This is a genomic window from Pseudomonas sp. Marseille-P9899, assembly GCF_903166565.1.
In the GTDB taxonomy this organism is placed as follows: Bacteria; Pseudomonadota; Gammaproteobacteria; order Pseudomonadales; family Pseudomonadaceae; genus Aquipseudomonas; species Aquipseudomonas huaxiensis.
In genome coordinates this window covers 1210943-1236025 of sequence record NZ_CAESCG010000001.1, presented here as the reverse complement: position 1 = coordinate 1236025, position 25083 = coordinate 1210943, and the positions used below count along the sequence as shown (strand labels likewise).

The 25083-nt window shown below is 64.4% G+C and carries 19 protein-coding genes and 1 pseudogene; 17 read left to right on the top strand and 3 right to left on the bottom strand.

Translation table 11 applies throughout. The features are described from left to right. The first annotated feature begins 151 nt into the window (after positions 1-151). The 4 genes from HWV67_RS05530 to cprA all read left to right on the top strand — a co-directional run bounded on the left by HWV67_RS05530 (position 152) and on the right by cprA (position 4628). A complete protein-coding gene (locus HWV67_RS05530) occupies positions 152-1402 on the top strand; it encodes a capsule biosynthesis protein (RefSeq protein WP_175650284.1) in 1251 nt (416 codons plus the stop codon). Beyond that, on the top strand, positions 1399-2136 hold the full coding sequence (locus HWV67_RS05525) for a glycosyltransferase family 32 protein (protein ID WP_175650283.1): 738 nt from the start codon (positions 1399-1401) through the stop codon (positions 2134-2136). The genes HWV67_RS05530 and HWV67_RS05525 overlap by 4 nt, the downstream gene beginning before the upstream one ends. A gap of 4 nt (positions 2137-2140) precedes the next feature. Further along, entirely contained in the window at positions 2141-3106 is a 966-nt protein-coding gene (locus tag HWV67_RS05520) for a polysaccharide pyruvyl transferase family protein (protein WP_175650282.1), read from the top strand. Between the two features lie 391 nt (positions 3107-3497). Then, the gene (gene cprA / locus HWV67_RS05515) at positions 3498-4628 is read left to right on the top strand and encodes a cationic peptide resistance protein CprA (protein WP_175650281.1); all 1131 of its coding nucleotides are present in this window, start codon (positions 3498-3500) and stop codon (positions 4626-4628) included. A 50-nt stretch (positions 4629-4678) separates the two neighbouring features. On the opposite strand, the gene HWV67_RS05510 is transcribed toward cprA, so the two are convergent. After that, positions 4679-6010 (bottom strand): diguanylate cyclase, encoded by a 1332-nt coding sequence (locus HWV67_RS05510; protein ID WP_175650280.1) that lies wholly within the window; start codon positions 6008-6010, stop codon positions 4679-4681. Positions 6011-6220: 210 nt separating this feature from the next. Then, a complete protein-coding gene (locus tag HWV67_RS05505; RefSeq protein ID WP_175650279.1) occupies positions 6221-7441 on the bottom strand; it encodes an MFS transporter in 1221 nt (406 codons plus the stop codon). A gap of 205 nt (positions 7442-7646) precedes the next feature. Between HWV67_RS05505 and HWV67_RS05500 the strand changes: the two genes are divergently transcribed. Together HWV67_RS05500 and HWV67_RS05495 are read left to right on the top strand one after the other, a co-directional pair. Continuing rightward, on the top strand, positions 7647-8567 hold the full coding sequence (locus HWV67_RS05500) for a LysR family transcriptional regulator (protein ID WP_175650278.1): 921 nt from the start codon (positions 7647-7649) through the stop codon (positions 8565-8567). Between the two features lie 196 nt (positions 8568-8763). Continuing rightward, positions 8764-10011, top strand: coding sequence for an IS256 family transposase (locus tag HWV67_RS05495; RefSeq protein ID WP_175650277.1), 1248 nt, complete (start codon positions 8764-8766; stop codon positions 10009-10011). Between the two features lie 424 nt (positions 10012-10435). On the opposite strand, the gene HWV67_RS05490 is transcribed toward HWV67_RS05495, so the two are convergent. After that, positions 10436-11353, bottom strand: a complete 918-nt coding sequence (locus HWV67_RS05490; RefSeq protein WP_175650276.1) for a LysR family transcriptional regulator — start codon at positions 11351-11353, stop codon at positions 10436-10438. A 112-nt stretch (positions 11354-11465) separates the two neighbouring features. On the opposite strand from HWV67_RS05490, the gene araD1 reads away from it, so the two are divergent. The 11 genes and pseudogenes from araD1 to HWV67_RS05435 all read left to right on the top strand — a co-directional run bounded on the left by araD1 (position 11466) and on the right by HWV67_RS05435 (position 25003). Next, on the top strand, positions 11466-12464 hold the full coding sequence (araD1, locus tag HWV67_RS05485; protein WP_175650275.1) for an AraD1 family protein: 999 nt from the start codon (positions 11466-11468) through the stop codon (positions 12462-12464). A gap of 73 nt (positions 12465-12537) precedes the next feature. Further along, positions 12538-13857 carry an MFS transporter gene (locus HWV67_RS05480; RefSeq protein ID WP_175650274.1) on the top strand — a complete coding sequence of 440 codons (1320 nt, stop codon included), beginning with the start codon at positions 12538-12540 and terminating at the stop codon, positions 13855-13857. Positions 13858-13886: 29 nt separating this feature from the next. Next, positions 13887-15440: a UxaA family hydrolase gene (locus tag HWV67_RS05475; RefSeq protein ID WP_175650273.1), complete on the top strand. Its 1554-nt coding sequence runs from the start codon at positions 13887-13889 to the stop codon at positions 15438-15440. Positions 15441-15474: 34 nt separating this feature from the next. Next, positions 15475-17045: pseudogene (locus HWV67_RS05470) on the top strand (aldehyde dehydrogenase (NADP(+))). A gap of 122 nt (positions 17046-17167) precedes the next feature. Then, entirely contained in the window at positions 17168-18076 is a 909-nt protein-coding gene (locus tag HWV67_RS05465) for a LysR family transcriptional regulator (protein WP_175650272.1), read from the top strand. Positions 18077-18262: 186 nt separating this feature from the next. Further along, positions 18263-19165: a LysR family transcriptional regulator gene (locus tag HWV67_RS05460; protein ID WP_175650271.1), complete on the top strand. Its 903-nt coding sequence runs from the start codon at positions 18263-18265 to the stop codon at positions 19163-19165. Positions 19166-19316: 151 nt separating this feature from the next. Further along, positions 19317-19775, top strand: a complete 459-nt coding sequence (locus HWV67_RS05455; protein ID WP_175650270.1) for a (2Fe-2S)-binding protein — start codon at positions 19317-19319, stop codon at positions 19773-19775. Beyond that, on the top strand, positions 19775-22033 hold the full coding sequence (locus HWV67_RS05450) for a xanthine dehydrogenase family protein molybdopterin-binding subunit (protein ID WP_175650269.1): 2259 nt from the start codon (positions 19775-19777) through the stop codon (positions 22031-22033). The genes HWV67_RS05455 and HWV67_RS05450 overlap by 1 nt, the downstream gene beginning before the upstream one ends. Positions 22034-22045: 12 nt before the next feature. After that, positions 22046-23398 (top strand): c-type cytochrome, encoded by a 1353-nt coding sequence (locus tag HWV67_RS05445; RefSeq protein ID WP_175650268.1) that lies wholly within the window; start codon positions 22046-22048, stop codon positions 23396-23398. A gap of 16 nt (positions 23399-23414) precedes the next feature. Next, a complete protein-coding gene (locus tag HWV67_RS05440; protein WP_175650971.1) occupies positions 23415-24437 on the top strand; it encodes an XdhC family protein in 1023 nt (340 codons plus the stop codon). Beyond that, positions 24434-25003: a nucleotidyltransferase family protein gene (locus tag HWV67_RS05435; protein WP_175650267.1), complete on the top strand. Its 570-nt coding sequence runs from the start codon at positions 24434-24436 to the stop codon at positions 25001-25003. The genes HWV67_RS05440 and HWV67_RS05435 overlap by 4 nt, the downstream gene beginning before the upstream one ends. Positions 25004-25083 lie beyond the last annotated feature (80 nt).

The following is a 25083-nucleotide window of genomic DNA, read 5'->3' as shown; positions in this document are numbered from 1 at the left end:
GGATTGCGCGATGTTTGGCATTTTGAAAAGCAAAAGCCCGCAATGTCTTATCGGCAGCTTTGTAATTTACTTAAACCTTACTTAGCACTGACAAAATTGGATCCCGGACGCTGTTAGCATTTTTTGGTCAATAGCAAGCTAAGCAACTTCGATGACCAATCAAACCACAGACCTCTGGCAAATCCGCGCCCGCCAGCTCGATGCCTATCGCTGGGCACTCTGGCGTGAACGTTATGGGCTGATCGGCGCAGCCGTGCGGGTCGTGCGTGATGCGATCCTCGATTTCAAGTACGGCATCGGTGCGCGACTACGCGCGAGCACCGCGCCGGACAGCGCCGCCAAGCGAATACTGGTGCTGCACGGCTCGCCGAAACTGCTGGCGCAGCGCCGCAAGACCGGGCTGATCAAAGCGCTGCGCGAGCGCGGCCACGAAGTGGTCGAAGCCGCCATCGAGCCGCTCGACGTGGCCATCCGACAGAAACTGCTGTATCGCCCACCGGCCAAGGTGCCCCTGCGTTACTACGCCCATGCCGCCTACGCCGAATGGCTGGCGCGGCATCACCAGCCGGGGCTGGTGCTGAGCGAGCGGCATGGCAGCCTGGTCACCCCGTTTCTGCGCTTGTCCCTCAATGCCCAGGACAAACACCTGGCGCAACTGGCTCACGCCACCACCGTCGAACGTTCGCGCCGATTGAGCATGACCGACTACGACTACTACCTGCTATTCGGGCAAAGCTCGCTGGCGGCGCTGCAACGCCGGACGCTGCGCTTCGGCACCACCCAGGCCATCCTCACCGGCTCCTACCTGATCGATCAGCGCTACGACATGCCGCCGGCCACCAAGGAGCCGAATGTGCTGGTGCTGGGCGTGGGCCCCGACAAGGAAAAGCGCGCCGGCTATCAGCGCACCTACGCGCTGATCCGCGACTGGGCGGCCCGCCACCCGGATGTTCCCGTCAGCTTCAAGCCACACCCGCGAAGCCCGATGACGTTCTGGAAAGACGCCTCGGCAGCGCCGTCGAACCTGCGCCTGCTGTCGCCGGAAATGCCCCTGGCCGAGGCGCTCGAACAGAGTTCCGTGGTGCTCAGCATCATGTCCAACGCCGCGCTGGAGGCCAGCCTGGCAAGCCGGCCGGTCATCTACATCAACACCAGCGAAGACCAGGACGACCTCGAACAGACCCGCTTTTTTGGCGAGTGCGTGACCAGCCTGGAAATGCTCGACGACCGCCTCGACTGGCTGTGCGGGCACTACCAACAGGCGCTGCGCAACGCCCGGGCCTTCGCCGACTACCACCTCGCCCACGGCGTCCACGGCCAGCGCAAGACCGCCGAGGCCATTGACCGCCTGATCCACGGGCAGCCACTGCCTACCACTCGACTGGAAGGAACCCTGGGGTGATCGCCAAGAAAATCCACTACTGCTGGTTCGGCGGCAAACCGATGCCCGTGCTGGCACGCCGTTGCCTCGCGTCCTGGGCCTACCACCTGCCGGACTACGAACTGGTGCGCTGGGACGAAAGCTCTTTCGATGTCTACAGCCACACCTTCACCGCGGCGGCCTATACCGCCAAGCGCTATGCCTTCGTCGCCGACTACGTGCGCATGCAGGTGCTGCACCGTGAAGGCGGTATCTACCTGGACACCGACGTCGAGGTGCTGGGCGCGTTCGACGACCTGCTCGACAACGATTTCTTTATCGGCCTGGAATGGGACGACCGCTTCGGCACCTCGGTGATAGGCGCCGCGCCCGGCCACTGGCTACCCAACGCGATGCTTGGCTACTACGAGCGACAGCGCTTCGACGAGTCCCGACTGTCCAGCCTGGTCAACGTCAACGAGGTCAGCCGCCTGCTGCTGGCCAAGGGCTTTGCCGGCGTCGGGCACGAACAAGTAATCGGCTGGGACCGGGTGTTCCCGGTCGGGGTCTTTGCTGATCCACGCCATCAGGCGCCAGATGGCATCCAGCCCGTCGCCCGGCACCTGTACGCCGGAAGCTGGCGCAATCGAGAACGCAAAAGCGCGCTCAGCCGCACATGGCGCGCACTGCGCAAAGCGCCGGGCAACCTTGGCCATGGCCTGCAACTGTGTCGCTACACGCTAGCCGCCCGGCTTGCCCAGGCCTTTGGAGAGTGAGCAAGTGAAAGCCGTTTTTGCCGCTGGCAGCGCCAATGTGGGCGACGAATTGAACGAATGGATCTGGCCCGCGCTGCTCGGCGACGTCCAGCAGAAAGGCGCTGCGGTACTGGGCGTCGGCACCTTGCTGAACGAGGACTTCTGCCGTCGTATGGCGGATGCGCGGAAGATTCTGGTCATGGGGTCCGGCGCCGGATACGGCCCGGTCCCCGCCCTCGACGAACGCTGGAGTTTCCATGCGGTGCGCGGCCAGCGTACCGCGCGGGCGCTGGGGCTCGACCCGGACCGGGCGGTGGCGGATTCCGCCTACCTGCTCGCCAGCCTGGACTGGGCGTCCCTGCGCCAGCCGCACGGCGAGGTAGTGGTCGTGCCCCACCATCGTTCGCTGCGTTATGTGGATTGGCAGCAGGTTTGCGAACGCGCCGGGACCCGCTTCGTATCCCCGTTGCTACCGGCGGCGCAGTTCATGACAGCAGTGGCCGGCGCGCGGTTGGTGCTGACCGAAGCCATGCACGGGGCGATCCTCGCGGATATCGTCCGGGTTCCTTGGCAAGGCTTCGCCTTCGGCGGCCAGTTCAACGCCGACAAGTGGCTGGACTGGGCGGAGATGTTCGACCTGGATCCACAGGTACGCGCCCTGCCCGGCTTCTACGATCCGGACCGCTTCAGCGAGGATCGCCCGCTGCGCTACCACGTCGCAAAGGTGCTCAAGGTGCACCTGAGCCGGATCGGCCTCGGCCGCGAGAAGTGGAAACGCATGACCCTGCCGTCATTCCGGGCGCACACGGCAGGCAGCCGACTCGCCCGACAGTTGCGAGAGTTGGCCCAGGCGCCGGGAATGCTCAGTTCGGATGCTGTGCTGACCCTGCGGATTGATCAGCTCTACGAGCGGGTTGACCAGTTGCGGGCCGAATTGAATGCGCAGCCCGTCGGTCGATTGACGGGTGATCCCCTGATCTTTTTGCGCTGAAACAAGGGTGGAGTACATTTGTGCTCCGCCCATATCCCACTGACATGAATAAGTCAGCAACAAAGACACCCCACAACAATTAACTCCCGCCCCTGTCATCAAACCGTTATTAAAATTCTTTCATCGGTTTAACCACTTTCGTTAATTGAAACGGCGCGAAGATGCCGTAACAATGACTCGCCGCCCCCTCTCGGGTGAAAACGCCACAGGCCCCACGGCCAGCGCCGCTCCGTCAATCAAGACCCTGCCGACCTCGACTCAAAGTTCTCGAGGCGAACGGTTTCGCGCGGCCGAAAGTTACAACCAACCTCAATCCAGGTTAATCCAGAAGTTCCCGGCGCAATGTGTTCGCCATGAAACATGGGTAACCCGCTTATCAACTGGTGAACATATGACTTCGAATACGACCCTGGAACGCATTCTGCTGACCGGCGCCACCGGTTTTCTCGGTGGTTCGGTAAGCGCCCAACTGATCGCCGAGGGCCAAGGCGCCAACCTGTCGTTTCTGGTGCGCGCCGAAAGCCGCGAACAAGGCCTGCAACGTCTGCGCGACAACCTGCGCCAACACGGCGTCAGCGAAGCCGACAGCCTGGCGCTGGAACCTGCGCAAATCATCTGCGGCGACTTCCTCGACACCGCCTGGCTGCCCCGCGAAACGCCACGCCTGATGCAGATCGACCGGGTGATCAACTGCGCCGCAGTAGCGTCGTTTTCGAAGAACCCGACCATCTGGCCGGTGAACGTCGAAGGCACCTTCGCCTTCGCCGAGGTCATGAGCCGTTCCAAGCGCCTCAAGCGCTTCCTCCACGTCGGCACCGCGATGTGCTGCGGCCCGCAACAGGCCTCGCCGATCAGCGAATCGTGGGTATTTCCCGAGGCACGTGAGCAACTGGTGGACTACACCGCGTCCAAGGCGGAAATCGAACGGCGCATGAGCGAGGAGTTGCCCGGCCTGCCGCTGGTGGTCGCGCGGCCGTCGATTGTCGTGGGGCACCGGACCTTGGGCTGTCAGGCGTCCGGCAGTATTTTCTGGGTGTTCCGCATGGGCTTTGCCCTGGAGAGTTTCACCTGCGGACTGGAGGAGCAGATCGACGTGATTCCGGTCGACTACTGCGCCGAAGCGCTGATCAGCCTGACGCTCAAGCCAACCCTGGGACACAACCTCTACCATATTTCCGCCGGGCATCAGTCGGCCTGCACCTTCGCCGAGATCGACGCCGCTTTTGCCCAGGCCAATGGCGCGGCGCCGGTGGGCGAGCGCTACCGCAAGATCGGCGTGGACGACCTCAAGCAACTGGCCGGCGACTTCGAGTCGCGCATCGGCCCGGCCAACCCGCGTCTGGTCCTGCGGGCGTTGCGCCTGTACAGCGGCTTTGCCGACCTGAACTACCTGTTCGACAACAGCCGGCTGATCAATGAAGGGATTGCCATGCCGCCGCGCTTCACCGACTACCTGGGCGTGTGCGTGCAGTCGTCCAGCGGCGTGAGCATCGCCACGCAGATGCAAGCCGACTTCAAGTAACGCTCACCTTCAGCGCGCGGCCTTGCGCTGCGCGCTGAAGATCAACCGCCTCAGGCAATCTCGTCGAACGCCACCACCCGGTTGCGCCCGCTCTGCTTGGCCTGGTACATCGCCTGGTCGGCCTGGCGCAGCAGGTGCTGGTAGTCCGGGTGACCGTTGTACGTCGCCACGCCAATACTCACCGTCACCTGATGCTTGCGGCTGTCGGTAAGTTGCAGCTTTTCCTCTTCGATCTTGCGACGCAGCTTCTCCGCGACTTTGCGCGCATTGCTGTCGTTGATGTCCACCAGGATCATCAGAAACTCTTCGCCACCCATGCGGAACACGTAGTCGCCCGCGCGGCTGTGGCTGCTGAGGATTTCAGCGGTCTGCTGGAGGATCATGTCGCCGGCGTCGTGGCCGAAGTTGTCGTTGATCGACTTGAAATGATCGATATCGATGGACAGCACCGAGAAGCGCTGCCCGGTCTTCTGCGCAATGGTGATTTCATTGCCGATGACCACCGGCAGGAATTTGCGGTTGAGCATGCGCGTCAGCACGTCACGGCCGCTTTCCAGCTCGTTGGCAGTGTTGAACAGGCTGTCGAGGTTGAACATCAGGCTCTTGGTCTGATCGCGAATGTCCCGCAGCAGGCCCATCCGCGACGTTTCCGAGGCAGCCAGGAACATCGGCAGCAGCACCTCATCCATGTTGCGGATGATCTGCAGGATCTGATTGCTCTCATCGGTGTTCTGGAAGGCGTAGGCGCCTTTGTGACGGAACCACAGACCGAAATCCGAGGCGGCCAGCCGAGGCAGGTTCACCCCGCTGGAACCCATCACCAGATCGAACATCAGGCTGTTTTCCCAATCGAGCAAGGCGCCGCGCTGGCGTTCGCGCTCGGTGGTGATGTTCTGCAGCACCGAGAACAGCCGGTAGCCTTCCTCGTTGCGCGAGTTGCGGTCATGGGAGCGGGAATAGGCGTGGCTCATGATTTCCATGGCCAGGTCCATGCTCTCGCTGGACAGGTGCAGCGCTTGCGCCCGGGCTTCGACAGGCCAGTCCTGCTGGATGATCAGTTGGAACAACTGCTTTTTCAGGTTGCGTGCACCGCTGAGCACCAGGTGCAGCGGGACGTCGATGCGCGCGTGGACTTCACCGACCTGCTTCTGCAGGGCCACCAGCGGCAGGAAGTCTTCCTCGGCGGACGCCGAATACACCTTGACCAGCCAGGCCTGCATCGAACTGCCGAGGCGGTTCTTGACCTCGTCGTGGGACAGGATCAGCGAGGCGTTGGGGTCCGCCAGCATGTGTTCATAGAAGCGAGCGGCCAGGGTGACCTTGTTGCTTTCGACCAGGCTCTTCAACGATTGAGTGAGTGCGCCGGGAAAATGCGCAACCATCTTGTGCCATTCCCTGGCTTGTATTTCTGGAGCGACGCTGGGCATGTAGGGCCTATTTTCAGTTCAGCAAAAAGCGTGCTGCCTCGACGATGATCCAGAGGCGCTCAGCACATGGCGGACCGTACCGCGTCCGCCAGGCGAGCATTCTATTGCACGATGACCCTGAAAGTCTTTGAACTGAAGCCGCGAAAAGGCTTTTGGCCATCTCCGTCAGTGACGGGTCACCCCACGGCCACCCAGGATGAACTTAACCAACGCCAGGCCCGGCAGCAGCGCCGACAGCAGCACGAACGCCGCCCAGCCGAAGGTTTCGTAGAGCGGGCTGGCAACCAGCGAGCCCAAGGCGCCGCCGACGAAAATGCTGGTCATGTACACCGCATTCAGCCGCGCCCGGCTGTGCGGGTCGAGGGCATAGACCTCACGCTGGCCGAGCACCATGTTCAGTTGCACGGCAAAATCCAGCAGCACCGCGGTGACCACCATCCACCACCACCCTGCCCCTGGCAATGCCCCGGCGAACAAGGCCAATGGCGCCAGCAACAAGGCGATCAGGGTGCCGCGCTGGCCATGCCCGGCGTCCGCCAGACGGCCAGCGATGGGCGCGGCAATCGCGCCGACCGCGCCGACCAGAGCGAACAGCGCGATGCCGTTCTGGCTGAAACCGTGCTGACGGATAAGCTCGATCGGCGCGATGGTCCAGAAACTGCTGAACGTGGCGAACAGCAAGCCCTGATACAGCGAACGCTCACGCAGCACGCCATAACGACGGGCCAGGGTGAACACCGAACCGATCAGCGCCGGGTAACTGACCCGATGCGCCGGCACCCGGCGCGGCAACAGCCAGCCCATCACCAGCGCCATCACCACCATCAAAGCCGCCGCGCTGAAGAACACACCGCGCCAGCCGAAGGCTTGCGCCAGGGTGCTGGCTAACGGGCGGGAAAGCAGGATGCCCAGCAACAGGCCGCTCATGATGTTGCCCACGACCCGGCCACGGGATTCTTCCGGCGCCATGTGCGCGGCCAGCGGCACGAGAATCTGCACCGCCACCGAGGTCAGGCCGATCAGCAGCGAACACAGCAGGAACAGCGAAGGCGTCTGGCTCAACGCCGCCGCGGCAAGGCACACCGCCGCGGCGAGGGTGAAGGTCACCAGCAGCCGGCGGTTCTCCAGCAGGTCCGCCAACGGCACGAGGAACAGCAGGCCCAGGGCGTAGCCGAACTGGGTCAGCGACACGATCAGGCTGGCGTGGGTGGTGGACAAGCCAATGGACGGCGCGATCATTTCCACGATCGGCTGCGCGTAGTAGAGGTTGGCGACCACCGCGCCACAACAGAACGCGAGAAACACCACCAGGGCCGTGGGCAGCGCCGGCGAGGCGCTGGCGGACGGGCTTGCGGGAGCGGCGGTAGCTGAATTGCCGGAGGACATTGCGACACCTCATCAGGGTGAATCGGGAGTAAGGACGCCAGCGTAGAGCGTGCCGTCAGCCGAGAGAATCCATCTATCGGGCAACGCGGCGTTGCGTATTACGCAACGATCCAATGCAGAACAGCTCAAGCCTCGCTTGACGGACCCGGCACAGCCCACAGAAGATTCGGAAAATTTCGTTGCACCTAACGCAATGGGGACAACCATGGACAGTTTCGCGGCGCTCAAAGCCTTTATCGCCACCGTCGATGCCAGCGGCTTCGCCTCGGCCGGGCGGCAGTTGGACCTGGTAACCTCATCGGTCACGCGCCAGGTGGATGCGCTGGAAGAGCACCTCGGCACCCGGCTGCTCACCCGCCCGACCCGCGGGGTGACGCTCACCACCGCCGGTGAAGCCTACTACGAACATGCGGTGCGGTTGCTGGCGGATCTAGAGAGCGCCAACCTGGAAGCCAGCGAAGCGCAGGGGCCGCCGCGGGGTCAACTGCGCGTCAGCCTGCCGGTGGCCTTCGGGCAACTGCACATCTCCCCGGCGCTGCCCGCCTTTCTGGCGCGCTACCCCGGCATCACCCTGGAACTGCTGCTGTCCGATGACGTGGCGGACCTGGCCGAACAGCGGCTCGATCTCGCGATTCGGCTGGGCAGCGTCAACTCGCCGGATGTCGTCGCGCGGCGACTGGCACCGCACCACCGGCTGCTGTGCGCCAGCCCCGATTACCTGCAGCGCCATGGCGCGCCGCGCACCCCGGCCGACCTAGCCCAGCACGCCTGCCTGACGTTCGCCTACAGCGGTGGCAACCACCTTTGGCATTTCAGCGGGCGCAGCGAAGAAAGCGTGCGGGTCAGCGGTCCGTTGCGGGCCAACAACTCGCTGGTGCTGCGCGAGGCCGCGCTGAATGGCATGGGTTTGCTGTTGATCGCCGATTGGCTGGTGGGCAAGGATATCGAGGCCGGGCGGTTGCAGATTGTGCTGCCGGAGTGGAAGGCCCATGTGAACAGCGACGACAGCGGCGTGTACGCGGTGTACCTGCCCAACCGGCGCAATTCGAAGAAAGTGCGGGCGTTTTTCGAGTTCTTTGCCGAGCATTTTGGTGAGCCGCCGTATTGGGGGCAGTCGGGTGGGTGATGTGTTGTCTGGTGGGGGCGCATCGCTGCATGCGTATCTACACATCATTTGTGAATGGTCACGCGGCCTTAAAGCGCTTGCCGTGAGGCCGGGTTATGGCTGCTGTGCGCATGTCGATAGATCTTCAGCGCTCTTGAGATCGAGGAGGGTGTCAGAAATTTTGTGTTCGGGCATAACATGAGTAAGAGGTGCATGTATGCCAACCAAAAAGAAACCCTTGCGTGACCTGCCCAAAATCCCCAAAGAGCTGCTGGAGCAGTTCGGCGAGGGCATGATGTCCGCAGAGGCTATCGAGGATGCCTCTGCGGCGTTCAAGAAGGCCCTGATTGAACGCGCTTTGAGTGCCGAGCTTGGCCACCACCTGGGTTATCCGCTGGGCGCGCAGCGCCCAGAGGATGAAACCAACCAGCGTAACGGCAAGAGTGGAAAGACGGTTTTGACCGGGGATGGCCCATTGCGGCTGGAAATTCCTCGTGATCGAGACGGAAGTTTTGAGCCCATTCTGATCCCCAAACATGAGCGCCGTTACACCGGATTCGATGACAAAATCATCGCCATGTACGCCCGTGGAATGACGGTCAGAGAGATCCGAGCCTTTCTGTTCGAGCAGTATGGAACCGACGTTTCACCCGATTTCATCAGCTCTGTGACAGACGAGGTCATGGAAGAGATTGGCGCGTGGCAACAGCGGCCATTGGAGCCGATGTACCCGGTCATTTTCTTTGATGCACTGCGGGTAAAGATTCGCGAAGAAGGCCTGGTGCGCAACAAGGCCATTTACTTGGCTTTGGGCGTTCTACCCGACGGGACGCGCGACATCCTGGGCATCTGGATCGAGAACACCGAGGGTGCGAAGTTTTGGATGAAGGTCTTTAACGATCTCAAGACGCGTGGTGTCGAAGATGTGCTGATTGCCGTGACCGATGGTCTCAAAGGTATGCCAGAGGCCCTCAGTGCCGTGTTTCCAGAGACGACGTTGCAGACGTGCATTGTGCACCTGATCCGCAACAGCCTCGACTACGCGGCCTGGGACAAGCGACGGGCTCTGGCCAAGGAGCTGAAACCGATTTACCAAGCCATCAATGCCGAAGCAGCTGAGCAAGCACTCGATGAGTTTGAGAACGGGCCGTGGGGCGAGAAATATCCGACGGTGGTGGCTGCCTGGAGGCGCGCCTGGGATCGAGTGATTCCATTTTTCGTCTTCCCACCGGCCATCAGGAAGGTGATTTACACCACCAATGCCATTGAGAGCATCAATGCTCAGCTGCGCAAGATCATCAAAACCCGGGGTCATTTCCCGAATGATGACGCAGCCACCAAACTGATCTGGCTGGGGCTGCGAAACATCACGGCAAATTGGGGCTCAGCGGCGCATGATTGGAAAAGTGCAATGAATCAGTTTGCGATTCTGTACGGAGATCGGTTCATCAGGCCGACCTGGTGAAAATTAGGGCCTGCCTGACGGCAGGCCGCTACCGGCCCGCACACAAAAAATCTGACAGTCCCAGATCGAGCGCCGCCCACGCGGCGCATCGCGGATGAATCCGCTCCTACATTTGCTGCAACGTACCTATGCCTGTCAGGCCATGGTTGACCGCCTTGGTGGTACGACGCGGCATCGAGTCGACCTCAACAGTCACCCCGCGATTAATCGCCAAGCGTCAAAAGCGGACAACACCTCTCTGACAGGCCATGGCACGTTGCAGCAAATGTAGGAGCGGATTCATCCGCGATGCGCCGCGCGGGCGGCGCTCGGTCTTGAGAGCGCTAGAAAACTTCCGACATGCGCATGGTGGCCATTACTCGGTTTTTTGACAGGCGCCTTCCAGCCACCACATGACCGAAAGATCTGCAAATACCCATGCTCATCACTCCATCAAGATCCCGATCAACACCTGCGCCGGCCCGCTCAACTCCACGCCCCGCCGCGTCACCACTTCATACGGCTCGCTGCGCGACTGCATCTGCAGCGGCAACTTCACCAGCATGCCGTGCTCCACCGCCACCTTGGCCACGTCCCACGGCATCACCGCGAGCAACCCCGTGTCCTGGCGCAACAGCGACAAGGTGGTGAAGGTGGACGAGGTTTCGATCGGGTACTGCGGAAAGCTCAGCCCCGCTTGGCGAAATTCACGCTCCAGGGTCAGGCGCAGGGGCATGTTCACCGGGAACACCACCCAACGCGAATCCGTCAGTTGCGTCAGGTTCAAGGTTTCGCTGCCAGCCAGCGGATGCTTCGGGTTCGCCACCAGCACCAGTTGCTCCTGATGCTTGACCCGGCTGTCATACGCATCCGGCCGCCGGCTGACGCTGGTCCGGCAGATCACCACGTCGAGCCGGCCCTGGTCGAGCAGGCTGAGCAGGCGGTCGCTGGTGTCTTCAACCACGGTCACCGACAGGTCCGGCTGGCTCTCGCGCAACTGCGCCAGGCTCTCCACCATCATCGGCACGGCGCCCATGATGGTGCCGACCGATAACCGCCCGCCATGGCCCTGAAGAATGCCCAGCATCTCTTCGCGCAAATGCGCCAGGTCGGTATTGATCAGGCGTGCATAACGCACCACGCAACGCCCGAGATCATTGGCTTCCAGGCCCTTGCTGGTGCGCTCGAACAGCACCGCGCCGAGGGTCGATTCGATTTCGTTGAGGGCCTTGGTCGCGCCGGGCTGGGTGATGGACATGGCCTCGGCGGCCTTGTGGATCGAGCCCAGCTCGTCAAGGCTGATAAGCAGGCGCAACTGGCGCAGACGCAGGCGTGAAGCCATGGAACTCAAGGAAGGCAGCATAGGGGATCACTAAAAGTTATCACGGGGTAAACAGCTCTCATTAGGCAGCATCGCCCGGGAAAATTAAAGTGGCCGTCAGACGATCCTCCACAAGAACAAAACAGGAGCCCCTATGCGCCTGATCCAATTCGAGACTGCACAAGCCAAACGCCACGTTGGCGCAGTCGAAGGCGACCTGATCCAGGTTGTACGCAACACCACCCACATGCGCGAGCTGGCCCTCGCCGCCATCCGCAACCAGCGCAGCCTGAGCGCCGAGGTTGTGGCGCGCGGGCTGGACAGCGGTACTGAAAGTTATTCCCTGGCGCTGGCCGAGTGCCGCGTGCTGCCGCCGCTGGACCACGAAGACCCGGCCCACTGCCTGATCAGCGGCACCGGCCTGACCCACCTGGGCAGCGCTTCGACCCGCGACAAGATGCACCAGCAGAAAATCGATGACGCCGCCGCCCTGACCGACACCGCGCGGATGTTCCAGTGGGGCATCGACGGCGGCCGTCCCGCCGCCGGCACCGTGGGCGCGCAGCCGGAATGGTTCTACAAGGGCGACGGTTCCACCGTGGTCCGTCCGGGACAGGCATTCCAGAGCCCTGCCTTCGCCGAAGACGCCGGCGAGGAACCGGAACTGGCCGGCCTCTACGTGATCGGAGATGATGGCCAGCCTTACCGCCTGGGTTTCGCCATCGGCAACGAGTTTTCCGACCACATCATGGAACGGCGCAGCTACCTGTACCTGGCCCATTCGAAGCTGCGCAACTGCTCCTATGGCCCGGAACTGCGGGTCGGCGAGCTGCCCCGCCACCTGGAAGGCACCAGCCGGATCCGCCGTGGTGACACCGTGCTCTGGGAAAAACCCTTCCTCAGCGGCGAAGACAACATGTGCCACTCGCTGGAGAACCTGGAGTATCACCACTTCAAGTACCGCCAGTTCCTCCGCCCTGGCGACGTGCATATCCATTTCTTCGGCACCGCGACGCTGTCGTTCGCCGACCAGATCAAGACCGTCGAAGGCGATGTGTTCGAGATCAGCCTGGCCGAGTTCGGCGCGCCGCTGCGCAACGGCGTTGCCCACGCCGCCGAACCGCTGCAACCGGGAGCCGTGAAGCCGCTCTGACCCGGCACAGGTGAATCAGGCGCAGGGAGGCGCCGCCCCGGCATTTCATAACAACCATAAGAGTGAGATGAGCATGAAGAACAGCCCCTATCCGGCGGCCCCCTCGCCCGCCCTCGCCGCCACTGACAGCGCTCGCCCGACCGCCGTGCGCTGGCGCATTTTCCTGATCCTGCTGTTGCTGGCAGCGATCAACTACATCGACCGTGCCTCACTGTCGGTCGCGCTGCCGCTGATTTCCGCCGAGTTCGAACTGACCCCGGCCCTGGAAGGCCTGATCCTCAGCGCCTTCTTCTGGTCCTACGCGCTGATGCAGATCCCCAGCGGCATGCTGCTGGACCGCTTCCAGGTGCGCAATATCGTCGGTGTCGCCACCGTCGGCTGGGGTGCGTTCCAGGCGCTGGGCGGCTTCGCTCACAACTGGATCACCCTGCTGGTCACCCGTGTCGGCCTGGGCGTTGCCGAGTCGCCGATCATGCCCGCCGGCGCCAAGCTCAACGGCGCCTGGCTGACCCCCAACGAACGTGGCCGCGGCGCCACCCTGGTGGACGGCGGCGCACCGCTGGGCACCGCCTTTGGCGCGATCATCATCGCCGGCCTGATCACCTGGTTCGATTCCTGGCGCATCGCCTTCTTCATCGCCGGCGTTGGCACCGTGGTGGTCGGCATCTGGGCCTGGTGGTACATCCGCAACCACCCGAGCGAACACCCGCAGGTCAACAAGGCCGAACTGGACTACATCACCCAGGCCAACGACGCCGCGAGCAAGAACAACGGCAACCGCAAGGCCGTGCTCAAAGAGCTGCTGAAAAGCCGCTCGGTGCTGTGCATGTTCGCCGGCTACGCCTGCTACAACAGCGTGTTCTACGGCCTGCTGACCTGGATGCCGAGCTACCTGCACCAGGCCCACAACCTCGATATCAAGGCCATGGGCGGCGCGACCTTCCTGATCTTCATGTGCGGCTTCGTCGGCGAACTGATCGGCGGCTGGGTGGCCGACAAGTGGAAAACCAACGGCGGCCAGCCAAACACCGTGATGCGCAGCATGTTCGCCGGCTCCGCCGCCGTGGCCGCACTGTGCATCCTGCTGGTGGCCTACACCCCGGATGCCGCACGGGTTATCGCCCTGCTCTGCGTCGCGCTGTTCTTCATCCGCTGGTGCGGCATGTACTGGTGCCTGCCGGCGATCCTCGGCGGCAAGTCCAAGGCCGGCGTGCTGGGTGGCAGCATGAACTTCTGCGGCAACATGGTCGGCGTACTGGTGCCGATCCTGATCGGCCTGATCGTGCAGTTCACCGGTTCCTACTTCCTGGCCCTGATCTTCTTCGTGGTCATGGCTTTCGGCCTGATGCTGTTCTCCGGCCTGATCGACTATCGCGAGCGCGGGCTGGCCTGAGCCCCCGCTGTACTTCTGAGGTAACCGCCATGCAACTCATTACAAGAACAGGCAGTGAAAGCGCTGCCAACGCCGTGATCCGACTCAACCCGCTGGACGACGTGCTGATCGCCCGGCAACCGCTGCCCGAGGGCCTGGAGCTGGAAGAAGGCATCCGCGTATTGGCACCGATCCCGGCCGGGCACAAAGTCGCCGCCCGTGCCATCGCCGCCGGCCAGCCGCTGCGCCGCTACGGGCAGATCATCGGCTTCGCCAGCCAGGCCATCGCGGCCGGTGAACACGTTCACGTGCATAACCTGGCGATGGGCGACTTCTCCCGTGACTACGCCTTCGGCGTCGATGCCAAGGGTGTGCAGGCGCCCAGCGGCGACACCTTCATGGGCATTGTCCGCGCCGACGGCCGGGTCGCCACCCGCAACTACATTGGCATCCTCACCTCGGTGAACTGCTCGGCCACGGTGGCTCGCGCCATCGCCGATCACTTCCGCCGCGACATCCACCCCGAAGCCCTGGCGGCCTACCCGAATGTCGACGGCGTGGTCGCCCTGACCCACGGCGTCGGTTGCGCGGTGGACCCGGGCGGTGAAGCGCTGGCCATGCTGCAACGCACCCTTGGCGGTTACGCGGTGCACGCCAACTTCGCCTCGGTGCTGATGATCGGCCTGGGCTGCGAAACCAACCAGATCCCCGACCTGCTCGCAGCCCAGGGCCTGGAAAGCAGCGACGCCCTGCGCACCTTCACCATCCAGGGCACCGGCGGCACCTCGAAGACCATCGCCAGCGGCATCGCCCAGGTCAAATCGCTGCTGGCCGAGGCCAACCGCGTCGAGCGCGAGCCGGTCAGCGTTCGCCACCTCACCGTCGGCCTGCAATGTGGCGGTTCGGACGGTTACTCGGGCATCACCGCCAACCCGGCGCTGGGCAATGCGGTGGACCGTCTGATCGCCGCCGGCGGCACCGCGATCCTCTCGGAAACCCCGGAAATCTACGGTGCCGAGCACCTGCTGACCCGCCGCGCAGTGAGCCAGCAAGTCGGCGAAAAACTCATCGCCCGCATCAAGTGGTGGGAAGCCTACTGCGAGCGGATGGGCGCCGAGCTGAACAACAACCCGTCCGCCGGCAACAAGGCCGGGGGCCTGACCACCATCCTGGAGAAATCCCTCGGCGCCGTGGCCAAGGCCGGCTCCAGCGATCTGGTCGACGTCTACGAATACGCCGAGCCGGTGCGCGCCCACGGCCTGGTGTTCATGGACACCCCCGGCTACGACCCGATTTCCGCCACCGGCCAGGTCGCCGGCGGCGCCAACCTGATCGCCTTCACCACCGGCCGCGGCTCGGCCTACGGCTGCGCGCCCTCGCCGTCGATCAAGCTGGCGACCAACACCCGCCTCTGGGAAACCCAGGAAGAAGACATGGACGTCAACTGCGGCGGCATCGCCGACGGCAGCATGACCATCGAAGAGCGCGGCGAGCACATCTACCGCCTGATGCTGAGCATCGCCTCGGGCGAGCGCAGCAAGAGCGAACAGCACGGCTACGGGCAGAACGAATTCGTGCCGTGGCAGATCGGCGCCATCACCTGATTTTCTTGTTTTTATCTGAATTACGGAGACCCCAATGACCTCGATCCTCGGTCACAACTACATCGGCGGCCAGCGCTCAGCCCAAGGCGACACCTGGCTGCAAAGCCTCGACGCCAGCACCGGCGAGGCGCTGCCGCACCGGTTCAGCCAGGCCACCGAGGCGCAAGTGGATGCCGCCGCCAAAGCGGCCAGCGCCGCCTTCCCGATCTACCGCAACCTGAGCGCCGCCACGCGTGCGGACTTCCTCGACGCCGTCGCTGACGAACTCGACGCCCTGGGCGACGACTTCGTCGCCACCGTGTGCCGCGAGACGGCGCTGCCTGCCGGGCGGATCCGGGCGAACGCGGTCGCACCAGCGGTCAGATGCGCCTGTTCGCCAAGGTGCTGCGCCGTGGTGACTTCTATGGCGCGCGCATCGACCGCGCGCAACCCCAGCGCCAGCCGCTGCCGCGCCCGGACCTGCGCCAGTACCGCATCGGCGTCGGCCCGGTGGCGGTGTTCGGTGCCAGCAACTTCCCGCTGGCCTTCTCCACCGCTGGTGGCGACACCGCCTCCGCCTTGGCAGCCGGCTGCCCGGTGGTGTTCAAGGCCCACAGCGGCCATATGGCGACGGCGGAATGGGTCGCCGACGCGATCCTGCGTGCCGCCGAGCGCACCGGCATGCCGGCGGGCGTGTTCAACATGATCTATGGCGGCGGCGTGGGCGAATGGCTGGTCAAGCATCCGGCGATCCAGGCCGTGGGCTTTACCGGTTCGCTCAAGGGCGGCAACGCCTTGTGCCGCATGGCGGCCGAACGGGCGCAACCGATCCCGGTGTTCGCCGAGATGTCCAGCATCAACCCGGTGATCCTCCTGCCGGACGCGCTGCAGGTCCGTGGCGAAACCATCGCCCGCGAACTCAGCGGTTCGGTGACCCTCGGTTGCGGCCAGTTCTGCACCAATCCCGGCTTGATTCTCGGCCTGCGCTCGCCGGCGTTCAGCGCCTTTGTCGAACAGTTCAAGGCCAGCATGGCCGACCAGCCGGCGCAGACCATGCTCAATGCCGGCACCCTGGCCAGCTACCGCAAAGGGCTGGAGCACCTGCACGCCCACGCTGGCATCCGTCATTTGGCCGGCGCCGCGCAAACCGGCACGCAGGCGCAACCGCAACTGTTCCAGGCCGATATCAGCCTGCTGCTGAACGGCGACGAGCTGTTGCAGGAAGAGGTGTTTGGCCCGGCCACGCTGGTGACCGAAGTCGAAGATCAGACCCAACTGAGCGCTGCGATCCAGGCCCTGCGCGGACAACTGACCGCCACCCTGATCGGTGAGCCGGACGAGCTGCGCACCTATGGCTGGCTGAGTGAGCTGCTGCTGGAAAAAGTCGGCCGGGTCTTGCTCAACGGCTATCCGACCGGCGTCGAAGTCTGCGATGCGATGGTTCACGGTGGTCCGTATCCGGCCACCTCGGATGCCCGTGGCACGTCGGTTGGTACGCTGGCCATCGATCGTTTCCTGCGGCCGGTGTGCTTCCAGAACTACCCCGATGAGTTGTTGCCTGCGGCGTTGCAGGATGCCAATCCGCTGGGCATTCCGCGTCTGATCGATGGTGAGTTCAGCAGGTAAAGGCACTGGGTGTTGGCGCGGTGAACTCGATGCGCCGACACCCAGGTTCAAAGCATCTACCCTTCAAAATCCTTCCCCAAGCCATTACCGTGCATCAATCCTTTCAGTGAGATGCGCCAGCCATGGAGCACAAATCCCTCCGCGAGGCCTTCAGCGGCCTCCCGGTTTTCTTCGCCGTCGCCCGTGAAGGCAGTTTCACCAAGGCCGCCGCACGCCTGAGGGTCACACAAACAGCGGTCAGCCATGCCGTTCGCGCCCTCGAAGCGCGACTGGGGGTGCAGTTGCTGGCCCGCAACTCACGCACCGTCACCCCCACCGAAGCCGGCGAGCAACTGCTGCGCACGGTGGCCCCGCACATGGAAGCGATCGACAACGAACTCGAGGCCCTCAACGCGTTTCGCGACTGCCCGGCCGGCACACTTCGTATCAGCGCTTCGGACCATGCGATCAACGCGGTGCTGATGGACAAGCTCACGCAGTTCCTGCCGCTCTACCCGCATATCAAGGTCGAACTGATCGCCGACAACGGCTTCGTCGATATCGTCGCCGAACGCTTCGATGCTGGCGTGCGCATGGGCGAGTCGCTGGACCAGGACATGATCGCGGTGCGCATTGGCCCTGATGCGCCGTTCGCGGTGGTGGCCAGCCCGGACTATCTGCAGCGGCATGGCCGGCCAGAAACGCCGGCAGACCTGCTCCAACACAATTGCATCAATGTACGCCTGCCCAGTCTTGGCAATCTGTGGGCCTGGGAGTTCGAGAAAGACGGCACGCCGCTGAATCTGCGGGTAGACGGCCAACTGGTGTGCAACAGCAGCTTCGACTGCGTGGAGGCGGCAGTGGCCGGGCTGGGCATTTGCTATATGCCGGCAGAAATGACCAGACTTCACTTGCAGTCCGGCGCGCTGGTGCAACTGCTGCGCGACTGGTCCCCGACCTGGCCCGGGCTGCACCTGTACTACCCGAGCCGACGCCAACCGTCCACGGCCATGACGTTGCTCATCGCGGCCTTGCGCTATCCCGCAGCCTGAGTCCTATTTATCAATCCGGTGCATAGGTGCATGCGCTTTATCCGGGTTTTTGCAGGGCATGCCAATCCCTAGACTGGTGCCATCGTCCCGTAGCCCGATTGACGACCTGTCAACGTCGAGCGCGACCCCGGCCGTTCCTCGCCTGTTTTCGAGCCTGGATTTCAAGCCACTTCAAGGAACCCCCGGATGGCCAAAGAGCCCTACAGCGACTTGCTCGCATTGATCGCCGTGGCCCGCGAACGCAGCTTTACCCGCGCCGCGGCGCAACTGGGCATGTCGCAGTCGATGCTCAGCCATACGATCGGCGCCATGGAGGCGCGCCTGGGCGTGCGTCTGCTGGCCCGCACCACCCGCAGTGTGGCGGTGACCGAGGCCGGCGAGCGGCTGATCGCCAGCGTGGCGCCGAGGCTGGAGGCCATCGAGGCGCAGTTGCATGCGATCGCCGAGTTCACCGATTCCGTCAGCGGCACCCTGCGCATCACCGCCGGCGACCATGCTATCGACTCGCTGCTGTGGCCGAAGCTGGCACCTTTGCTGGCCGTTCATCCCCGGCTGAACCTGGAAATGCACGCCGACTACAACCTCGTCGACATCGTCCAGGGCCGGTTCGATTTTGGCGTGCGCCTGGGTGACGGCCTGGCCCGGAACATCCGTGCGATCCCGATAGGCGCGGATTTCGGCATGGCAATCATCGGCAGCCCGGCGTACTTCGCCCATCGCGAACCACCGCGTACTCCCGGTGAGCTGATGGATCACGACTGCATCAACTTGCGCCTGCCCACCTACGGCAACCTCTACGCCTGGGAGCTGCAGCACGATGAGCAGGCGCTAAGCGTCAGGGTTGGCGGGCGCCTGGTGTTCAACGGTATCTATCAGGTGCTCAACGCCGCGCTGGACGGTCACGGCCTCGCCTATGTGCCGAAAGACCTGGCCCGCCCACACCTCGCGACGGGCCGCTTGATTGCGGTGCTGGAGCAGTGCTGGCGGCGCTTTCCCGGTTATCACCTGTACTACGCGGCGCAGCGCGAGCCATCGCCGGCCATGCAGGTGGTGATCGACGCCCTGCGGCTGCCACCCGACGCGCCCTGATTCATCAATCCCGTTGCTGGGCTCATGCGATGAACGCGAAGAATGCCCCGTGCAGCCTTGTGCTAGCGTTTCTGGTTTGGGTCACGCGTCTGTGCGTGGCACCTGCCTATAAGAAAACCAAGACATCAACCGACTGATTAGCAGGTGAACCATGGAGCTACGAATCAACCAGAAGACCTATCAGGTCGAGGCTGACGCCGATACGCCCCTGCTGTGGGTGATCCGCGACGACCTGGGGCTGACCGGGACAAAGTATGGCTGCGGCCTGGCACAGTGCGGCGCCTGTTCGGTATTGGTGGACGGCAGCGTGGTGCGCTCCTGCGTCACCCCGGTGGCGGCGGTGAGCGGGCGCGAGGTGACCACCATCGAAGCCATCGAGGCCGACGAGGTGGGCAAGCGCGTGGTGGCGGCCTGGGTCGAACACCAGGTGGCCCAGTGCGGTTACTGCCAGTCCGGGCAAGTGATGGCGGCGACCGCGTTGCTCAAGCACACTGCGAAACCGAGCGACGCGCAGATCGACGCGGCCATGGTCAACCTGTGTCGCTGCGGCACCTACAACGCCATCCATGCCGCCGTGCATGACCTGGCGACGCAACAGGAGAATGTCTGATGAACACCCCCATCGACGCTCCTGAAGCATTGACTGCCCTGCTCAAGGGCGAACCGGTCAACCTGTCGCGCCGGAGCTTCCTGCTGGCATCCGCCGGCACCGCGGTCGGCGCTCTGGTCATCGGTTTCGGCCTGCCGCTGGGTTCGGCCAGGGTCCAGGCTGCCGCCGCTGCAGCCCAGGAGCGCGGCACCCAGGTGCCGGCCTTCCTTGAAATCCGCCCGGACAGCACCGTACGCCTGCTTTGCCCGTTCATGGAAGGCGGACAAGGCACCTACACCGCCATGGCGCAGATCGTCGGCGAAGAACTGGACGCCGATCCCGCCACCTTCCTGGTCGATAGCGCACCACCGGGCGATGCCTATGTGGTGATGGAAAACGGCATGCGCATCACCGGCGGCAGCATGTCGGTGCGCATGAGCTACCCGACCATGCGCCGTCTCGGCGCCCTGGCCCGGGCCATGCTGCTGCAAGCCGCGGCCGAGCGTCTCGGCGTACCGGTGAGCGAGCTGTCCACCGAGCCCGGCAAGGTGTTGCATGTGGCTTCGGGCCGCTCGCTGGCCTACGGCGAGCTGGCCGAACGTGCCATGGACCTGCCAGTGCCCGATCCGGCCAGCGTGCAACTGCGCGACCCCAGCCAGTTCCGCTGGATCGGCAAGCCGGTACGCCGCGTGGATGCCTACGACAAGTCCACCGGCAAGGCGCAGTACACCATCGACATCAGGCTCGACGGCATGCTCCATGCTGCGGTGCAACACGCGCCGCGCCTGGGCATGACGGTGGGCGAATTGCGCAATGAAGCGCAGGTCAAGGCGATGAAAGGCGTGCATTCGGTCCATCGCCTGCCCGGCGCGGTCGCCGTGGTGGCCGAGCGCTGGTGGCATGCCAAGCGTGCGGTCGAGGCCATCCAGGTCGACTGGCGAGAAGCGGCCAGCGACGGCAAGATCCGGGCGATGCCCGCAGATTTCTCCAGCGATGCCTTCCGCGAACGCCTCGCCGCCGAACAAGGGCCGGCCCGGGATGATGAGCACGAGGGCGATGTCGCCGGCATCCTCGCCGCAGCCAAGACCACGGTCGAGGCCACTTATCACAACCAATACCTCAATCACGCCCAACTGGAGCCGCCATCGGCCCTGGCGCGCTTCAACCCCGATGGCTCGCTGGAAGTCTGGCTGCCCAACCAGGCGCCGGACATGTTCCGCGCCGACATCGCCAAACGCACCGGCCTCGATCCCGCCCGGATCACCCTGCACTCGCCGCTGCTGGGCGGCTTTTTCGGCCGGCACTTTCTCTACGAGTCCGCCAATCCGTACCCACAGGCCATCGAGCTGGCCAAGGCGGTCGGCCGCCCGGTGAAGCTGATCTGGAGCCGCGAGGAAGAATTCCTGCGTGATGTGCTGCGCCCGATCGCCGCGGTCAGGTTCCGCGCCGCGCTGGATGGCGACGGGCTGCCGCTGGCCATCGAAGCGATCAGTGCCACCGAAGGGCCCAGCGAAGCCCTCGCCGGCAAGCAGGGCGACAAGCTCGACCCCACCGCCCTGGAAGGTTTATCGGGCAAGTCCTACGCCATCCCCAACAAACGTATTGCCCAGCGTTACGTCCAGGGCCCGGTGATGCTCGGCTACTGGCGTTCGGTGGGCAACTCCCTCAATGACTTCTTCTACGAGGCGTTTCTCGACGAACTGGCCGACAAGGGCGGCAAGGACCCCTTCGAACTGCGCCAGCACTTGCTGCGCGACAACCCGCGGTTGACCACCCTGCTGAATGCGGTGGGCGAGCTGTCCGGCGGATGGAAGCGCGGCCCGTTTACCGCTGAAGACGGCACCCGGCGCGCCCGCGGCGTGGCCATGGCCTCGCCGTTCGGCTCCGAAGCTGCGGTAATCGCCGAAGTGTCGATCGAGAATGGTCAGGTCAAGGTGCACGACATCTGGCAGGCAATCGATCCGGGCAGCATCGTCAACCCGGCGATCATCGAGGCGCAGGTCAATGGCGCCGTGGCGCTGGGCCTGTCCCAGGCGCTGCTGGAGGAAGCGGTGTTCATCGACGGCAAGCCACGGGCGCGCAACTACGACCTGTACCCGATCCTGCCGCCGTCGCGCATGGCCAGGGTGCATGTGCGCATCATCGAGAGCGGGGCGAAGATGGGCGGTATCGGCGAACCACCGTTGCCGGCGGTAGCGCCGGCAGTGGCCAACGCGGTAGCGCGGCTGACCGGGCAGCGCATTCGCAGCATGCCCCTAAGCCGCTACACCTTCACCTGACGGGGAACGCCCATGACTCGCAGCCGATTCGCAAGAGCCGCCGGCTGGCTGGTGCTGCCGTGCCTTGTCGCGGCGGGCCTGCTGGCCTGGTACGTCACCCGCGAGCCCGACTCGCCGTTCGACGCCGCGCCGCGCGCTGACGCCAGTGCCGACCCGGCGCTGGTCAGCCGTGGCGAATATGTGGCGCGCCTGAGCGATTGCGTCGCCTGCCACAGCCTGCCGGACGGCGCGCCATTCACTGGCGGGTTGCCGATGGCGACACCGCTGGGGGTGATCCACGCCACCAATATCACCCCCGAACGGGAGACCGGTATCGGCGGCTACAGCCTCGCCGACTTCGACCGCGCCGTGCGCCATGGCGTCGCGCCCGGTGGTCGGCGTTTGTACCCGGCCATGCCCTACCCGTCCTACGCCAAGCTCAGTGACGACGATGTCCGCGCGCTCTATGCATTCTTCATGCAAGGCGTGCGGCCAGTCAGGCAAGCCAACCTTGCGGGGAGCATTCCCTGGCCGCTGAACATGCGTTGGCCCATCGCTCTATGGAGCGGTGTTTTCGCCGCGACCACGCCCTACGCGGCCAAGTCCGGACAGGACGCACAGTGGAACCGCGGCGCCTACATCGTCCAGGGCCCCGGCCATTGCGGCAGTTGTCACACCCCTCGCGGCCTGGCATTCAACGAAAAAGCCCTGGACGAAACCGGCAAGCCCTACCTTGCCGGTGCCCTGCTCGACGGCTGGTACGCACCCAGCCTGCGCGACGATCACAACACCGGGCTGGGGCGCTGGAGCGAGGCCGAGATCGTCCGGTTCCTCAAGACCGGGCGCAATCAGCATGCGGTGGTCTACGGCTCGATGACCGAGGCCTTCAATAACTCCACGCAGTTCATGAGCGACGATGATCTGGCAGCAATCGCCCACTACCTGAAATCGCTGCCCGGCGATGCACAACGCGACGGCGAACCCTGGCAATACCAGGCGGTGTCCGCCGCACAGCACCTGGACAATGCCGGCGCGCGCACCTACGTGACCCGCTGCGCTTCCTGCCATGGCCTCGACGGCAAGGGCCTGGCCGAGTGGATGCCGCCGCTGGCCGGGGCGACTTCGGCGCTCGCCCGCGAGGACGCCTCGGCGATCAATATCACCCTCAATGGCTCGCAACGGGTGGTCGCCGCCGGGTTGCCGGATGCCTACCGCATGCCGGCGTTCCGCGCGCAACTGACGGACCAGGAAATCGCCGATGTGCTGAGTTTCATCCGCACCACCTGGGGCAACCAGGGTGGCAAGGTCGAGCCCCAGGCGGTCGGCAAGCTGCGCGGTCACACCGATCCGGCCAGCAGCAGCCCGATCATTCTGCAGATGCGCTGAAGAGGTGATGGCAGTCATAGAAAGCATTGATTTGCTGGTCCTGCGTAGCGTCCGCGACTGGGTCAAGGCGGGCGAACCGGTGTTGCTGGCCACCATCGCCCGCACCTGGGGTTCGTCACCCCGGCCGGTGGGTTCGATGATGGCGCTGCGCGGCGATGGCCGGGTGGTGGGCAGCGTCTCCGGCGGCTGCATCGAGGATGACCTGATCCATCGCTACACCACCGCCTATGGCGGCGCCGGCATGCGCGGTGGCTTGCCCGAAGTGGTGCGCTACGGCGTCAGCGCCGACGAAGCCCACCGGTTCGGCCTGCCCTGCGGCGGCACCCTCGAACTGATCCTCGAATTCGACCCGGCACCGGCCCGCCTGGAGCAGTTGCTCGAACTGCTCGACAGCGGCAGCCTGGTTCGCCGCGACCTAGACCTGAGCGACGGCCAAGTCACCCTGACCCCGACCCCTCTGCCGGAGCAGTTCAGCTTCGATGGCCGGCACATGTTCAACACCCTCGGCCCCGGCTACCGCGTGCTGTTGATCGGCGCCGGGGCGCTCGCCGAATACCTGGCGACCATGGCCCTGTTCAACGGTTTCAAGGTCTCGGTATGCGACCCACGGCCCGAGTACATGGGTGGCTGGAACGTCGCCGGGGTCGAGAAGATCGTCGGCATGCCGGATGACGTGGTCCGCGCCTACCGGGTCGATGTGCGCACCTGCATTGTCGCCCTCAGCCACGACCCCAAGCTGGATGACCTGGCCCTGCTGGAGGCCCTGCACAGCCCGGCGTTCTACGTCGGCGCCATCGGCTCGCGCCGTAACAGCCAGTTGCGCCGCGAGCGGCTGATCGAGCATTTCGGTGAAACCGAAGCCTCGCTCAAACGCCTGCATGGCCCCATCGGCATCTATATCGGGAGCAAGACCCCCGCCGAAATCGCGGTCAGCGTCATGGCCGAAATCCTTGCCGCCAAGAACGGCGTTGCCCTGCCTGGCGAAATCAGCGTCTCGCGGGCCAAGCACAGCCGCGAACTGCAGGTACCAGCGGCATGAGCATCTGCGTGGCGTTGGTACTGGCCGCCGGTCGAGGCAAGCGTTTTGGCAGCGACAAGCGGCTGGCGTGGCTACCCTCTGGCCAGACCGTGCTGGCCGCGACGGTGGAGCGGGCGCTGACCTGCTTCGACGAGGTCCACGTGGTGCTGCGGCACGACGATGACCCTCGGCAGTTGGGCCTCGATAGCCGGGTCGCGCTCATCCGCGCCGAATACGCCGACGAAGGCATGGGCGCCAGCCTGGCCGCTGGCATTGGCGCGCTGGCGGTTAATCCCGCCGTGGCCGTGGCGGTGTTGCTGGGCGACATGCCCTGGATCGAGACGCAGACGCTGCGGCAGTTGTGCGCCCAAGCTGATAGCGAGCGGATCCTGATGCCGCTTCACCACGGCCAGCGGGGCCATCCGGTGCTGTTCGGGCGCCGCTTCTGGCCCGCGTTGTTGGGAGCAAACGGCGATCAGGGTGGCCGGCAGGTGATCGGCGACAACCCCCAGGCCTGTGTGCGGATCGAGGTGCAAGACCGCGGAGTTGTGCGGGATATCGATCTGCCTGGGGATCTCGCCGGTTAAGCCACCCGTCGCCCCGGTCCACAGCTCCCGCAGACCTGTTATCGTGGACACCGTGCCATCAGCCCATCGGTCCGCGTCCT

What these genes read in the sequence shown, in the direction of transcription:
- HWV67_RS05530 (WP_175650284.1), top strand. Translation starts at nt 152, where the DNA reads ATGACCAATCAAACCACAGACCTCTGGCAAATCCGCGCCCGCCAGCTC.
- cprA (WP_175650281.1), top strand. Translation starts at nt 3,498, where the DNA reads ATGACTTCGAATACGACCCTGGAACGCATTCTGCTGACCGGCGCCACC.
- HWV67_RS05510 (WP_175650280.1), bottom strand. Translation starts at nt 6,010, where the DNA reads ATGGTTGCGCATTTTCCCGGCGCACTCACTCAATCGTTGAAGAGCCTG.
- HWV67_RS05505 (WP_175650279.1), bottom strand. Translation starts at nt 7,441, where the DNA reads ATGTCCTCCGGCAATTCAGCTACCGCCGCTCCCGCAAGCCCGTCCGCC.
- HWV67_RS05500 (WP_175650278.1), top strand. Translation starts at nt 7,647, where the DNA reads ATGGACAGTTTCGCGGCGCTCAAAGCCTTTATCGCCACCGTCGATGCC.
- HWV67_RS05495 (WP_175650277.1), top strand. Translation starts at nt 8,764, where the DNA reads ATGCCAACCAAAAAGAAACCCTTGCGTGACCTGCCCAAAATCCCCAAA.
- HWV67_RS05490 (WP_175650276.1), bottom strand. Translation starts at nt 11,353, where the DNA reads ATGCTGCCTTCCTTGAGTTCCATGGCTTCACGCCTGCGTCTGCGCCAG.
- araD1 (WP_175650275.1), top strand. Translation starts at nt 11,466, where the DNA reads ATGCGCCTGATCCAATTCGAGACTGCACAAGCCAAACGCCACGTTGGC.
- HWV67_RS05480 (WP_175650274.1), top strand. Translation starts at nt 12,538, where the DNA reads ATGAAGAACAGCCCCTATCCGGCGGCCCCCTCGCCCGCCCTCGCCGCC.
- HWV67_RS05475 (WP_175650273.1), top strand. Translation starts at nt 13,887, where the DNA reads ATGCAACTCATTACAAGAACAGGCAGTGAAAGCGCTGCCAACGCCGTG.
- HWV67_RS05465 (WP_175650272.1), top strand. Translation starts at nt 17,168, where the DNA reads ATGGAGCACAAATCCCTCCGCGAGGCCTTCAGCGGCCTCCCGGTTTTC.
- HWV67_RS05460 (WP_175650271.1), top strand. Translation starts at nt 18,263, where the DNA reads ATGGCCAAAGAGCCCTACAGCGACTTGCTCGCATTGATCGCCGTGGCC.
- HWV67_RS05455 (WP_175650270.1), top strand. Translation starts at nt 19,317, where the DNA reads ATGGAGCTACGAATCAACCAGAAGACCTATCAGGTCGAGGCTGACGCC.
- HWV67_RS05450 (WP_175650269.1), top strand. Translation starts at nt 19,775, where the DNA reads ATGAACACCCCCATCGACGCTCCTGAAGCATTGACTGCCCTGCTCAAG.
- HWV67_RS05445 (WP_175650268.1), top strand. Translation starts at nt 22,046, where the DNA reads ATGACTCGCAGCCGATTCGCAAGAGCCGCCGGCTGGCTGGTGCTGCCG.
- HWV67_RS05435 (WP_175650267.1), top strand. Translation starts at nt 24,434, where the DNA reads ATGAGCATCTGCGTGGCGTTGGTACTGGCCGCCGGTCGAGGCAAGCGT.